Annotated in this window: 12 protein-coding genes; 2 read left to right on the top strand and 10 right to left on the bottom strand. The window is 67.6% G+C overall.

Annotated elements, in window-relative coordinates:
• The 3 genes from B7G54_RS36385 to B7G54_RS36375 form a co-directional block, all read right to left on the bottom strand.
• A partial coding sequence (locus tag B7G54_RS36385) for a TolC family protein (RefSeq protein ID WP_165765659.1) occupies positions 1-347 on the bottom strand: 347 nt, incomplete at its 3' end.
• Positions 347-3547, bottom strand: a complete 3201-nt coding sequence (gene bpeB / locus B7G54_RS36380) for an efflux RND transporter permease BpeB (RefSeq protein ID WP_085043500.1) — start codon at positions 3545-3547, stop codon at positions 347-349. The genes bpeB and B7G54_RS36385, both read right to left, overlap by 1 nt.
• A gap of 15 nt (positions 3548-3562) precedes the next feature.
• Positions 3563-4837, bottom strand: coding sequence for an efflux RND transporter periplasmic adaptor subunit (locus B7G54_RS36375; protein WP_085043499.1), 1275 nt, complete (start codon positions 4835-4837; stop codon positions 3563-3565).
• 402 nt (positions 4838-5239) lie between these two features.
• Between B7G54_RS36375 and B7G54_RS36370 the strand changes: the two genes are divergently transcribed.
• A complete protein-coding gene (locus tag B7G54_RS36370; protein WP_085043498.1) occupies positions 5240-5881 on the top strand; it encodes a TetR family transcriptional regulator in 642 nt (213 codons plus the stop codon).
• Between the two features lie 94 nt (positions 5882-5975).
• Here the strand turns inward: B7G54_RS36370 and B7G54_RS36365 are convergent, their stop codons facing one another.
• Complete coding sequence (locus B7G54_RS36365; RefSeq protein ID WP_085043502.1) at positions 5976-6653, bottom strand: cysteine hydrolase family protein; 678 nt, start codon at positions 6651-6653, stop codon at positions 5976-5978.
• A gap of 152 nt (positions 6654-6805) precedes the next feature.
• Between B7G54_RS36365 and B7G54_RS36360 the strand changes: the two genes are divergently transcribed.
• Positions 6806-7816 (top strand): helix-turn-helix domain-containing protein, encoded by a 1011-nt coding sequence (locus B7G54_RS36360; protein WP_085043497.1) that lies wholly within the window; start codon positions 6806-6808, stop codon positions 7814-7816.
• 42 nt (positions 7817-7858) lie between these two features.
• Here the strand turns inward: B7G54_RS36360 and B7G54_RS36355 are convergent, their stop codons facing one another.
• The 6 genes from B7G54_RS36355 to B7G54_RS36330 all read right to left on the bottom strand — a co-directional run bounded on the left by B7G54_RS36355 (position 7859) and on the right by B7G54_RS36330 (position 13237).
• Complete coding sequence (locus tag B7G54_RS36355; protein WP_085043496.1) at positions 7859-8566, bottom strand: SRPBCC family protein; 708 nt, start codon at positions 8564-8566, stop codon at positions 7859-7861.
• 28 nt (positions 8567-8594) lie between these two features.
• Positions 8595-8954 carry a DUF427 domain-containing protein gene (locus B7G54_RS36350; protein ID WP_085043495.1) on the bottom strand — a complete coding sequence of 120 codons (360 nt, stop codon included), beginning with the start codon at positions 8952-8954 and terminating at the stop codon, positions 8595-8597.
• A 132-nt stretch (positions 8955-9086) separates the two neighbouring features.
• Positions 9087-9524: a carboxypeptidase-like regulatory domain-containing protein gene (locus B7G54_RS36345; protein WP_085043494.1), complete on the bottom strand. Its 438-nt coding sequence runs from the start codon at positions 9522-9524 to the stop codon at positions 9087-9089.
• A gap of 104 nt (positions 9525-9628) precedes the next feature.
• Positions 9629-11113 (bottom strand): DegQ family serine endoprotease, encoded by a 1485-nt coding sequence (locus tag B7G54_RS36340; RefSeq protein ID WP_085043493.1) that lies wholly within the window; start codon positions 11111-11113, stop codon positions 9629-9631.
• A gap of 111 nt (positions 11114-11224) precedes the next feature.
• Positions 11225-12571, bottom strand: coding sequence for an ATP-binding protein (locus tag B7G54_RS36335; RefSeq protein WP_085043492.1), 1347 nt, complete (start codon positions 12569-12571; stop codon positions 11225-11227).
• 3 nt (positions 12572-12574) lie between these two features.
• A complete protein-coding gene (locus B7G54_RS36330) occupies positions 12575-13237 on the bottom strand; it encodes a response regulator (RefSeq protein ID WP_039360640.1) in 663 nt (220 codons plus the stop codon).
• Positions 13238-13394: the final 157 nt, after the last annotated feature.

Here is a 13394-nt window from a genome sequence, read left to right as displayed (position 1 = left end):
CCCGTACCGTCGAGCGTCGGGAACAAGCCCGCACGCGTGATCTGGTACTGCGCGCGCGCCGCCTCGATGTTCAGCACCGACACGCGCAGGTCGCGGTTGTTGTTCAGCGCGATCTCGATCAGCCGCTGCAGGCGCGGATCGACGAAGAATTCGCGCCAGCCGATGGCGGCCGCCGTCTGGCCGTTCGCGCTGCGCGCGCCGGCCGCACCCGGCTGCGTCGCATAGACGCCGCCGGCCGGGTACGCCTGCGCGACGGGTGCGTCGGGCCGCTTGTAATGCGGCGCCATCGTGCAGCCCGCGGCAAAGAGCGCGACCGCGATTGCAGTCAAAGCGTGTTTTTGCATCATCACTGTCCCTTGTTGCCTTCGTCGCCGTTGCCCGGCTTCTCTTCGTGGTGCGAGTGCTCCTGAGCCAGGCGCAGCGCCTCGTCGACGTCTTCCTTCTCGCCGCTGAAGATCGCGCGGATCTTCACGAAGAACATCGGGATCATGAAGATCGCGAGGAACGTCGCCGTGATCATCCCGCCGATCACGCCGGTACCGATCGCGTGCTGGCTGGCCGAACCCGCGCCGTTGCTGATCGCGAGCGGCATCACGCCGAGAATGAACGCGAGCGACGTCATCAGGATCGGACGCAGCCGCAGGCGCGCCGCTTCCAGCGCGGCCTCGATCGGCCCCATCTTCTCCGTCATCTGCAGTTCGCGCGCAAACTCCACGATCAGGATCGCGTTCTTCGCGGACAAGCCCACGGTAGTCAGCAGGCCGACCTGGAAGAACACGTCGTTCTCGAGGCCGCGCATCGTGGCCGCAAGCAGTGCGCCGATCACGCCGAGCGGCACCACCATGATCACCGAGAACGGGATCGACCAGCTTTCATACAGCGCCGCCAGACACAGGAACACGACGAGGATCGAGATCGCGTACAGGATCGGCGCCTGCGAGCCGGACTGGATTTCCTGGAACGACAGGCCGGTCCACGAATAGCCGATGCCGACCGGCAGCTTCTTCGCGAGCCCTTCCATCGCGGCCATCGCCTGACCGGTCGACTTGCCCGGTGCGGCCTGGCCCTGGATTTCCATCGCCGACACGCCGTTGTAGCGCTCGAGCTTCGGCGAACCGTACGTCCAGTGACCGGTCGCGAACGAGCTGAACGGCACCATCCCGCCCGACCCGTTGCGCACGTACCAGATGTTCATGTCTTCCGGCGTCATCCGGAACGGTGCGTCTGCCTGCACGTAGACCTTCTTGATCCGGCCGTCGGTATCCAGGAAGTTGTTCACGTACTTCGACGCCCATGCAATCGAGAACGTCTGGTCGATCGCATCCGCCGTCACGCCGAGCGCGTTCGCCTTCTCGCGATCGATGTCGACCTTGTACTGCGGCGTATCGTTCAGGCCGTTCGGGCGCACGCCCTGCAGCGTCGGATCCTTCGAGGCCATCCCGAGCAGCTGGTTACGCGCGGCCATCAGCGCATCGTGACCGAGACCGGCGTTGTCCGTCAGCTCGAAGTCGAAGCCGGCGGCCGTGCCGAGTTCCGGAATCGACGGCGGGTTGAACGGGATCACGATCGCGTCCTTGTAGCCCGCGTAGCGCCCGAACATCCGGCCGATCAGCGCTTGCACCTTCTGGTTCGCGTGCTGACGCTGCGAGTAGTCCTTCAGGCGAACGAACACGAGACCGGAGTTCTGGCCGCGGCCGGCGAAGCTGAAGCCGTTGACCGTGAACGCCGATTCGACGATTTCCTTCTCGTCCTTCAGCAGGTAGTCGGAAATGTTCGCGAGCGTCTTCGCAGTCGTTTCCTGCGTCGAGCCCGACGGCGTCTGCACGATCACGAACATCAGGCCCTGGTCTTCATCGGGCAGGAACGACTTCGGCAGGCGCACGAACAGCAGCCCGACCGCGACGATCACGACCAGATAGATGATGAGCCAGCGGCCCGAGCGCTTGATCACGTGGTGCACGCCGACGTGGTACTTGTCGCGGCTGTTGTTGAACGTGCGGTTGAACCAGCCGAAGAAGCCCTTCTTCTCTTCGTGATGCCCTTGCGGGATCGGCTTGAGGATCGTCGCGCACAGTGCCGGCGTCAGAATCAACGCGACGAGCACCGACAGCACCATCGCCGACACGATCGTCAGCGAGAACTGGCGATAGATCGCGCCGACCGAGCCGCCCGAGAACGCCACCGGCACGAACACCGCCGACAGCACGAGCGCCACGCCGACGAGTGCGCCGGTAATCTGGCCCATCGCCTTGCGGGTCGCCTCCTTCGGTGACAGCCCCTCTTCCGCCATCACGCGCTCGACGTTCTCCACCACCACGATCGCATCGTCGACCAGCAGGCCGATTGCGAGCACGAGGCCGAACATCGACAGCGTGTTGATCGAGAAGCCCACCATCGACATGATTGCGAACGTACCGAGCAGCACGACCGGCACCGCGATCGTCGGGATGATCGTCGCCCGCAGGTTCTGCAGGAACAGATACATCACGAGGAACACGAGCACGATACCTTCGAGCAGCGTCTTGACCACTTCCTCGATCGACAGCTTCACGAACGGCGTCGTGTCGTACGGGTACTTCACGACGAGGCCGTGCGGGAAGAACGGTGCCAGCTCGTCGATCTTCGCGCGCACGGCCTTCGCGGTCGCCAGCGCGTTCGCGTTGGTTGCGAGCTGGATACCGAGTGCCGCGGTCGGCTGACCGTTGTACTTCGTGTCGAAGTTGTAGTTTTCGCCGCCGAGGCCGATCTGCGCGACGTCCTTCAGGCGAACCTGCGAGCCGTCCTGGTTCACCTTCAGCAGGATGTTGCCGAACTGCTCGGGCGTCTGCAGCAGCGTCGATTCGGTGATCGTCGCCTGCAGCACGGTGCCCGGCGTGGCCGGCGTGCCGCCGATCTGGCCGCCCGCGATCTGCACGTTCTGTGCGGTGATCGCCGAGCTGACGTCGACCGGCGTGAGGCCGTAGTTCGTCAGGCGGGTCGGGTCGAGCCAGATCCGCATCGCGTACTGCGAGCCGAACAGCGTGACGGTACCGACGCCGTTCAACCGGCTGATCGGATCCTTCACGTGCGACGCCACGAAGTTCGCGAGGTCGTACTTGTTCATGCTGCCGTCTTCGGAGTTGAAGGCGAGCACCAGCAGGAAGCTGCTGCTCGACTTCGTCACCGACAGGCCGAGCTGCTGCACGACCTGCGGCAGAACCGGCGTCGCGAGCGACAGCTTGTTCTGCACCTGAACCTGTGCGATGTCGGCGTTGGTACCCGGCGCGAAGGTCAGCGTGATCGTCGCGTTGCCCGAGTCGTCACTGGTCGACGACATGTACAGGAAGTTGTCGAGACCGCTCATCTGCTGCTCGATCACCTGCGTCACCGTGTCTTCCACCGTTTTGGCGGAGGCACCCGGGTAGTTCGCGGTGATCTGGATCGATGGCGGCGCGATCGTCGGATACTGCGAGATCGGCAGCGTGAAGATCGCCGCAACCCCGGCCAGCATCAGGATGATGGCGATCACCCACGCGAAGATCGGGCGATCGATAAAAAACTTTGCCATGAAGCAGGCTCCTGGTTATTGCGCGCTCGACGCAGCGGCAGCACTCGCCGGCGCGGCACCCGATGCGGCGGCACCGGATGCGGCAGCGGCGCCGGAACCGGCGGCAGCCGGCGCGGCGGTGGCGGCGGCGCCCGATGCGGCACCGGCCGCCGGTGCGAGCTGAGCCGGTACCGACTTCACGGTCGCACCCGGGCGCACCTTCTCGCCGCCCTGCACGATCACGTGGTCGCCCGCTTGCAGACCGCCTTCGACGATCCAGTTCTGGCCCTGCATGCCGCTGGTCTTCAGCGGACGCGGCTCGACCTTGTTGCCGGCGTTCACCACCATCGCGATCGCCTGGCCCTTCTGGTCATGCGTGACGCCGATCTGCGGCACCAGGAACGCGTTCTCGTTCACGCCTTCCTCGATCCGTGCGCGCACGAACATCCCCGGCAGCAGCACGCGGCCCGGGTTCGGGAAGACCGCGCGGATCGTCACCGAGCCGGTGGCCTGGTCGACCGTCACGTCCGAGAACTGCAGCTTGCCCGGTTCCGCATAGGTCTTGCCGTCCTCGAGGATCAGCGACACCTTCGCGGCGCCCGGGCCGCTCGTCTTCAGGCGGCCGCTCTGCACGTCCTGGCGCAGCTTCAGCCCGTCGAGGCTCGACTGCGTGAGGTCGACATACACCGGGTCGAGCTGCTGCACCGTCGACATCAGCGTCGCCTGGCTCGCCTGCACGTACGCGCCCGGCGTCACTTGCGAAATGCCGACGCGGCCGGTGATCGGCGACACGACATCGGTGTAGCCGAGGTTGATCTGTGCGGTATCGACCGCCGCCTTGCCAGCCGCGACGTCCGCCGCGGCCTGGCCCTGCGTGGCCACCGCGTTGTCGTAGTCCTGCTTGCTGACCGCGTTCGCAGCCACCAGCACCTTGTAGCGGGCGACCAGCGCGTTCTGCGTGACGAGGTTCGCCTGTGCCTTGGCGAGCGTTGCCTTCGCGCTGTTCAATGCGGCGATATACGGCGCCGGATCGATCTTGTACAGACGCTGGCCAGCCTTGACGTCGGTGCCTTCGGTGAATTCACGACGCAGCACGATGCCGTCGACTCGCGCACGCACCTGCGCGACGAGGAACGCGCTGGTACGGCCAGGCAGTTCGCTGAAGATCGGTACGGCTTGCGGCTGGACGGTGACGACGCCGACTTCCGGCGTTTGCGGCGGCGGTGCCGATTCTTTTTTCCCGCACGCGGCCAGGAAAACGGCGGCCGTCGCGACAGTGATTAAGCGGTATGGAACCCGTTCGACGCGCATGGAGCGACCTCTGTGTATAACCAATGGAATAAGTGCCGCACCCGACCGGAGCGAGTGCAACACGGATGCGCCTCACGGCGCAGATCGAACACCTGAATTACTGGACTGCTAGATACAGCAAGCGGCACGAAACCTCCGTGCCGACAGGTTGCCCCGCAACTGCGGACTGGTACTTTGGCGGGAATCAGCAGAGTGGGATATTAACTGATTGCCACTTGGGTCATTCGATCGTAGGGTGGTATTGTATATACATTCATGAATGTATGTAAAAAGCCCGTTTATGCCCCGACGGCTGTCCAGTCTTACGGATTGTTACCAGCTGCAAGCATAGCCAGTCTATATGACTGCGCCGAGGGTTGCAGACCCTATATTCACCGACGAACGATCCAATCAGGCCTGCACATGGTCAGACGTACCAAGGAGGAGGCGCTCGAGACGCGCAATCGCATTCTCGACGCCGCCGAGCACGTGTTTTTCGAGAAGGGGGTGTCGCACACGTCGCTCGCCGACATCGCGCAGCACGCCGGCGTGACGCGCGGCGCAATCTACTGGCATTTCGCGAACAAGAGCGAACTGTTCGACGCGATGTTCGACCGCGTGTTTCTGCCGATCGACGAGCTGAAGCGGATGCCGCTCGACGCACCGGGCGGCAATCCGCTCGATAAAATTCGTCAGATCCTGATCTGGTGCCTGCTCGGCGTGCAGCGCGACGCGCAGCTGCGCCGCGTGTTCAGCATCCTGTTCATGAAGTGCGAATACGTCGCGGACCTGGAGCCGCTGCTGCAGCGCAACCGCGCGGGAATGAGCGAGGCACTGCACGCGATCGACGCCGATCTCGCGGGGGCGGTGCGGCTCAAGCTGCTGCCCGAGCGGCTCGATACGTGGCGCGCGACGCTGATGCTGCACACGCTCGTCAGCGGTTTCGTGCGCGACATGCTGATGCTGCCCGACGAGATCGACGCCGAGCAGCATGCGGAAAAGCTCGTCGACGGCTGTTTCGACATGCTGCGCTACAGCCCGGCCATGCTGAAGGACGGCGACTGACCGCAGACGTGCGCTCACCCGCGATTTTCGTTTCATCGGGCCGCGCGCCAACCTCACCAACGCGCTGCCCGCGCCCTGGTTTCCCCCGCCCGGTTCAGGCCGCCTTCGCGCGCTGCGTGCGGGCCCGCCGGTTCGACGCGGCGACCGAATCGCGCTTCGGCATCGGCGCGCCGGCCAGTCCCGCGATCCATGCGTCGGTCGACATCACGGCCGCGAAATTCGACTGGAACACCACCGTGTACGCGCGGTGAATCTCCTCGGCGCTCGCCGCCCCCGCTTCGTTCTCGTACGGCAGCGCGCCCGTCGCGTCGTTCAGGTACTCGACATTCAGCCCCGCGTGCGCCGCGTGATAGACCGACGACGCATTGCAGTTGTGCGTCATGTAGCCGGCCACGGCGAGCGTGTCGATCCCGTGCGCGTCGAGCCACGCAGCCAGGTCGGTCCCGGCAAACGCGCTTGCCTGCTTCTTCTCGATCAGGTGCGCGTACGGCCGGCCGGCAACGACCGCGTGCAGCGCGACGCCGTTGGTGCCGGGCGCGAAGATCGGCGCGCCGGCCGGCGCGACGTGCTGGACGACGATCACCGGCACGCCGGCCGCATGCGCGGCATCGATCGCGCGGCCGATGTTCGCGAGCGACACGTCGAGCGGCGGATACTCGATCGGCAGGTTGCCTGTCACGTATTCGTTCTGGACGTCGATCACGATCAGCGCGCGGCGGGAAGCCGGGTGGGAAATGGAACGGGAAGTGGATTGCGAGACGGCGTTCGACATGGCGGGCTCCTGCTCCGGAGGCGCGGCCCCGCCCCGGAACGGGACGGCCAGCGGCGCGATGCGATGCATTGTCGGCGCGCATCGCTCGCGCAGACAGTGGCCCAATAGCCATTCTTCGATAGAATCGGGCCATTGCGATTCCGGAGCCCGCCATGACCGCCGCCGCCTCGTCCACCCGGCCCGCCCCGCCCGTTCCGACCGTCGTTGCCGTGATCGCGTACGACGGCATCAGCCCGTTCCACCTGTCGGTTCCGTCCGTCGTGTTCGGCAAGGAACGCGACGCGACCGGGTCGCCCGCGTTCGAGTTCCGCGTCTGCTCGGCCGAGCGCGGCCCGCTGTCGACGACGGGCGGCTTCACGATCACCGCGCCATACGGGCTCGACGGGCTCGACGACGCGGACATCGTCATCGTGCCGGCGTGGCGCGACCCGGACGAAGCGCCGCCCGACGTGCTGCTCGACGCCGTCCGCGCGGTCGCCGCGCGTGGCGCGCAGCTCGTCGGGCTGTGCCTGGGCGCCTACGTGCTCGCCGCGGCCGGCCTGCTCGACGGCCGTCCGGCCACCACGCACTGGGCATGGGCCGACGACTTCGCGCAACGTTTTCCGCGCGTGAAGCTCGATCCGGACGTGCTCTACGTGGACGATGGCAACCTGATGACGTCGGCCGGCACGGCCGCGGGCCTCGACTGCTGCCTGCACGTCGTGCGGCGGCGCTTCGGCTCGGACGCCGCGAACCAGATCGCGCGCCGCCTCGTGATCCCGCCGCACCGCCAGGGCGGGCAGGCGCAATACGTGCCGCAGCCGGTCGCCGCGCACCCGCGCGATGCGCGGCTCGCGGGCCTGCTCGACTGGGTGCGCGCGCACCTCGACGCCGCGCACAGCGTCGATTCGCTCGCCGAGCGCGTGCTGATGAGCCGGCGCACGTTCACCCGCCACTTCCGCCAGGCGACCGGCACGACCGTCACCGCATGGCTCCAGGCCGAGCGGCTTTCGCGCGCGCAGCATCTGCTGGAAACCACCGGGCAGTCGATCGATGCGATCGCGCAGGCGGCCGGCTACGGGTCGAGCGTGTCGCTGCGCCAGCATTTCGCGGGCGCGCTCGGCACCTCGCCGTCGGCGTATCGAAGGGAATTTCGCGGCGCCGGCGCCGATGCCGCGCGGTAGCGCGCGCGGCGCGCCGGCCTTGCGGCGGAACCGGCCGGCCGCTCAGGCGCCGTTGATCCAGCGCGCCGCGTAAAGCAGCAAGGCGACGAAGACGATCATCGCGGCCCACGCCCAGACGGGCACCGTGCCGGAACCGCGATGCGGGAGCGCGCTGGCGGCACGCCCGGTCAGCGCGCCGCCGAGGTGCGGCGGCAGCGAACGCTTCGTTGCGGCCACCAGCGACGCCGGCCGCAGGAACACGTGCTGGCGCCGCGGCGCGGCCGAGCGCGCGCGATTCGGTGCGAGACCGTGCTTCGCCTGCACGACTGCGCAGAATTCACGGAAAAAATCGTCGGTCCATTCGCGCAGCGTATTTTCGATCTGCCGCCCCGGCAGTTCGGTGAGCGGGCCGCTGGCCGTCGCCCAGACCACGTACTCGATGCGCGTGGCGTTCGCATCGTCATCCTGCATCAGCACCAGTTCGACCTGGCCGCGCAGCGCGCCGAGCCCGTCGGCCCGCGCCTTGAAGTTGACCACGCGGCGCGGCTGCCCTTGCGCGTCGCCCTGCTCGGCGGCCGCATGCGCACGCACGTCGTAGCGGGCGCGCAGCGGGCCGAGCGGCACCGTGATCGTCAGCGCGAACTCGCCATCCGCAAGCTTCACGAAGGATTCGCAATGGTCGAAGCTCGCGCGCAGCAACGCGAGATCCTCGAACGCGTCCCGCACGACCGGCGGCGCGAGCGGTACGCGCAATGTGTCGTTCAGTTCCATGACGCCTCCCCGATGAACGCGCGCCGCATCAGGACGTCTCGACGAGACTGTCGATCCGTGCAGCATCGAAGGCAACGTAGTGCGCGAGCGCCGACGCGGCCTCCTTCGGTTCCTCGTAACTCCATGCGGCGTTCTCGATCACGCCGTCTTCCGTCTGCAAGTCGAAGTGCACGGCCTCGCCCCTGAGCGGGCAGGCCGACGTGACGCCTGATTTCACGAGCCGGCGCATGTTGACGTCGCCGCGCGGCAGGTAGTGCGTGTCCGGCAGGCCCGTTTCGCGCACGGTCAACGCGCCGTGCGAATCGGCGTACGTGATGCCGCGATGGATCACGCGCACGCGATGACGGTTCGGCACGATTTCGAGACGAGGGGCGGCTGCGTCGGACATCGTTTCTCCTTGGGGCGGCCCGGCCAGGACGGGCTCAGGAAACGAAAAAGCCACGGCACGGGTGCCGTGGCTTTCATTATGGGCGAAACCGCAACCAAATGCGCGGCCCCGGCCGGGGCCGCACGCGGCAGGCTACTGCGCGCTCCACTGGAATGCGGTCTTCGCGCCGCCCTTCGGGCCGACCGTGACGGCACGGGATTCCTCGTTGCCCTGGTACGACGCATTCACCGTATAGCGGCCCGGCGGCACCTTCACGAGCATGTACGGCCCGCGCGCGTCGGTTTTCAGCACTTCGTTGCCCTTGCCGTCGACGATCCGTACATGGACGTCGGCCAGGAACTCGCCGCCCTTGCCGGTGAAACGCAGCGCCAGCGGCCAATTCGGCTCGTTGCGCTGGAATGCCGTCGATTCGTCCAGCCCGACGCCGCCGGACACGAAGGTGACGTCGCCCTGCTGGCGCGCGGCGGGCAAGCCGTCCGACTGCGCGTACGCGCCGGTCGCTCCGGCTGCGAGGCCGGCGGCCAGCGCCGCGGCGACGGCAAATCGGGACACGTTGCGTAGATATTGCATGGCTCTCTCCTTGGGGTCGGAACACATACAGGGCGCAGCGTCACGCGTTCGAACTGCGGCAGCGCCCGCCGCGGCCGGCCTGGCCGGCCGTCGGCCGTGGCCGGTCAGCTCAGGTCGACCGGCACGAAGATCTGTGCATTATCGCGCTGGATCAGCAGAGCAAGACTGTTGCCCGCTCCCTTGACCGCGTCGCGCAACTGCTCGGGGCTCGTGACCGGGCGGCCGTTGACCGCAAGGATCACGTCGCCGGGCTGAATGCCCGCGTTGGCGGCCGGCCCGCCGGCCTGCTGCACGATCAGGCCGTGCGACAGGTTGTCGGCGCTGCGCTCCTGCGGCGACAGCGGACGCACCGCGACGCCCAGGCGCCCCTGCTCGACCGGCCCGCCGTCATTCGACGCGAGCTTCGCGTCGGCCATCGCGCCGAGCGTCACGCTGATCGACTTCTTCGACTTGTCGCGCCAGATCTGCAGGTCGGCCTTCGAACCCGGCTTCAGGTTCGCGATCTGCGCGGGCAGCGACGTCGAATCGGCGACCGGCGAGCCGTTGACCGACAGGATCACGTCACCCGGCTGCAGGCCCGCCTTCGCGGCCGGGCCGTTCGGATCGACCGAGCTGACGAGCGCGCCGTCCGGCTTCTGCAGTCCGAACGAGCTCGCGAGCGTCTGGTTCAGCCCCTGCACGGCGACGCCGAGGCGGCCGCGGCTCACGTGGCCCGTCTTCACGAGCTCGTCCTTCACCTTGATCGCTTCGTTGATCGGGATCGCGAACGACAGGCCCTGGAAGCCGCCCGTCTGCGAATAGATCATCGAGTTGATGCCGATCACCTCGCCCTGCAGGTTGAACAGCGGGCCGCCCGAGTTGCCGGGGTTCACCGGCACGTCGGTCTGGATGAACGGCGTGTAGTTCTCGTCCGGCAGCGCGCGCGACTTCGCGCTGATGATGCCCGACGTGACCGTGTTGTCGAAGCCGTACGGCGAACCGATCGCGACGACCCACTGGCCGACCTTGCTCTGCGCCGGGTCGCCGATCTTCACGGTGGGCAAGCCGCTCGCGTCGATCTTCAGTACCGCGACGTCGGACTGCTTGTCCGCGCCGACGACCTTCGCCCGGTATTCGCGCTTGTCGGTCAGCTTGACCGTGACGACGTTCGCGCCGTCGATCACGTGCGCATTGGTGAGGATGTACCCGTCGGAACTGATGACGAACCCGGAACCGAGGCTCGCGCTCGGCTGGTCGTCCGGCTGCGCGTCGCCGCCCATGCCCGGCACCTGGCCGTAGAAGTGCTTGAAGAACTGGTAGAACGGGTCGCTCGGATCGATCGGCAGTTGCGGCTGCGGCACGCGCCGCGACACCTGCTTCACGACGTGCTTCGCGCTGATGTTCACGACCGCCGGGCCGTAGGTCTCGACGAGCCCGGAGAAATCGGGGATGCCGGTCTTGGCGGCCGCTTCGGCCGGCATCAGTGCGGCGGCCTGCGCAGGCGTGATGATCTGCGGATCGGCGCGGCGGGTGCCGGCAACATAACCGGCGGACAGGGCGGCCGCCACGGCGACCGCGACGGCGCCGCGCGCAAGGAATCGGGTGTTCATCGTAGGACCTCCTCTTTGTTAGGACGCAGCGTAACGACCCTGACTTAAAGGAGGCTTAATCAGCCTTAAACGGGGCTTAAGCGGCTGCTGGCGCCCGCCTGGCGCCGTGCTTCACACGGATTCGGACGATTGCGGCGCCTCGGCCGGCATCTCGGCGTCGCGGAACACGACGCTGACGAGCAGGCCGCCCGCGGCCGCGTCGCCGAGCGACACCGTCGCACCCTGCTGCGCGGCCACGCGCTTGACGATCGCGAGCCCGAGCCCGCTGCCCGACACGTCGGTACGCGCCCGCGCGGAGCTATCGCGGTAGAAGCGGTCGAACACGCGCTCGCGCTCGTCGGCCGGAATGCCGGGCCCGCTGTCGCCGATCTGCACGCATGCGCGGCCGCCCGCGTCGCGAGTCAGCGACACGTCGATGCGGCCGTGATCCGGCGTGTACTTCACCGCGTTGTCGAGCAGGTTGCCGAACATCACGCGCAGCGCACCGACGTCCGCGACGACGCTGGCCGCGCGTGTCTCCTCGAAGCCGAGATCGATGTCGCGCCGCTGCGCGAGCGGCGCAAGCGCGGCCACGCATTCGGCGAGCAGCGCCTGCAGGTCAACCGGCTCGCGCATCGTCGCACCATCCGGTTCGGCGCGTGCGAGCGCAAGCAGTTGCTCCGTGAGACGCGTCGCACGCGACACGCCATCCTGGAGATCCGCGACCGCCTCGCGGCGCGATGCGTCGTCCTTCGCACGGGCGACGAGCTGCGCCTGGATCTGCACGGCCGCGAGCGGCGTGCGCAGTTCGTGCGCGGCGTCGGCCACAAAGGCCTTCTGCGTATCGAGCGCGGCCGACAGCCGCGCGAGCAGCCCGTTCAGCGCCCGCACGAGCGGCTGCACCTCGAGCGGCAGGCGCGCATCGGGCAACGGATCGAGCGCTTCCGGCCGGCGCGCCTCGACCGCGCGCGTCACGCGGCCGAGCGGCGCGAGCCCGCGCCCGACGATCACCCACACGGCCGCGCCGAGGAACGGCAGCAGCACGATCAGCGGCCACAGCGTGCGCAGCGCGACGTTCGCCGCGAGCCGGTTGCGCACCGACAGCGGCTGCGCGAGCTGCACGACGTTGTCGCCGACGATCGCGCCGTACACGCGCCATTCGCCGCGGTCGGTGCGCTCGGTCGAGAAGCCGAGCTCCGCGCGCGGCGCGATCGGCGCACGCGGATGCGAGAAATACATCAGCACGCCGTTGCGGTTCCAGATCTGGATCACGATGCCTTCGTCGCCGTTGGTGCGCGAGCCGAACACCTGCGAGAACGGCTCGGACGGCAGGGCCGCTGCGATTTCCTGCAACTGGTAGTCGAACAGTTCGTTCGCCTCGGCGAGCGCCTGCCGGTAGATGAGCCAGCCCGCGACGCCCAGGCCTGCAACGACGATCGCGAGCAGCCAGATCAGCAATTGATGACGAATCGACCTCACGCGTCAGCTTTCCTTGACGACCATGTAGCCGAGCCCGCGCACGTTGCGGATCAGGTCCGAGCCGAGCTTCTTGCGCAGCGCGTGGATGTAGACCTCGACCGTGTTGCTGCCAATCTCCTCGCCCCAGCCGTACATCTTTTCCTCGAGCTGGCTCTTCGACAGCACCGCGCCGGGCCGCGCGAGCAGCGCCTCGAGCAGTGCGAACTCGCGCGCGGACAGTGCAACGGGCACGCCGTCGAGCGTCACCTGGTGCGAAGCGGGATCGAGCGTCAGCGCGCCGTGGCGGATCAGCGATTCGCTGCGCCCGGCCTGGCGGCGGATCAGCGCGCGCATCCGCGCGCCCAGTTCATCGAGGTCGAACGGCTTGACGAGGTAGTCGTCGGCGCCCGCGTCGAGCCCCTTCACGCGATCGGCCACCGCGTCGCGCGCGGTGACGATCAGCACCGGCAGCGCCAGGCCGCGCGCGCGCAGCGTGCGCAGCACGTCGATGCCGTCGCGCTTCGGCAGGCCGAGATCGAGCAGCAGCAGGTCGTACGTCTCGCCGCCGAGCGCCGTCAGTGCGGCGTCGCCGTCCTGCACCCAGTCGACTGCAAAGCCGTCCGAGCGCAGCGCCTTGCGCACGCCTTCGGCAATCATTCGATCATCTTCGACAAGCAGAATCCGCATCGGGACAGGCATCCATGGGGCGAGTCAAACACGCCGACCATTGTAGCGCCGCGAACCGCGCGTGCGGCACCGTGCAATGCAACCGAAAGGCGGATTGCAAGGGGCCTGTCCGGACTTGTCTCTACAATGTGCGCTTTGGCGCCGCGCGCGCCCTGCC

Origin of the sequence: Burkholderia puraquae, assembly GCF_002099195.1 — a bacterium.
GTDB classification, from domain to species: domain Bacteria; phylum Pseudomonadota; class Gammaproteobacteria; order Burkholderiales; family Burkholderiaceae; genus Burkholderia; species Burkholderia puraquae.
The sequence above is the reverse complement of the archived record's forward strand: the minus strand, read 5'-3'. Positions and strand labels throughout refer to the sequence as shown.

Excerpts from the sequence above, each read along its gene's own strand:
- bpeB (WP_085043500.1), bottom strand. The coding sequence starts at position 3,547 with ATGGCAAAGTTTTTTATCGATCGCCCGATCTTCGCGTGGGTGATCGCC.
- B7G54_RS36375 (WP_085043499.1), bottom strand. The coding sequence starts at position 4,837 with ATGCGCGTCGAACGGGTTCCATACCGCTTAATCACTGTCGCGACGGCC.
- B7G54_RS36370 (WP_085043498.1), top strand. The coding sequence starts at position 5,240 with ATGGTCAGACGTACCAAGGAGGAGGCGCTCGAGACGCGCAATCGCATT.
- B7G54_RS36365 (WP_085043502.1), bottom strand. The coding sequence starts at position 6,653 with ATGTCGAACGCCGTCTCGCAATCCACTTCCCGTTCCATTTCCCACCCG.
- B7G54_RS36360 (WP_085043497.1), top strand. The coding sequence starts at position 6,806 with ATGACCGCCGCCGCCTCGTCCACCCGGCCCGCCCCGCCCGTTCCGACC.
- B7G54_RS36355 (WP_085043496.1), bottom strand. The coding sequence starts at position 8,566 with ATGGAACTGAACGACACATTGCGCGTACCGCTCGCGCCGCCGGTCGTG.
- B7G54_RS36350 (WP_085043495.1), bottom strand. The coding sequence starts at position 8,954 with ATGTCCGACGCAGCCGCCCCTCGTCTCGAAATCGTGCCGAACCGTCAT.
- B7G54_RS36345 (WP_085043494.1), bottom strand. The coding sequence starts at position 9,524 with ATGCAATATCTACGCAACGTGTCCCGATTTGCCGTCGCCGCGGCGCTG.
- B7G54_RS36340 (WP_085043493.1), bottom strand. The coding sequence starts at position 11,113 with ATGAACACCCGATTCCTTGCGCGCGGCGCCGTCGCGGTCGCCGTGGCG.
- B7G54_RS36330 (WP_039360640.1), bottom strand. The coding sequence starts at position 13,237 with ATGCGGATTCTGCTTGTCGAAGATGATCGAATGATTGCCGAAGGCGTG.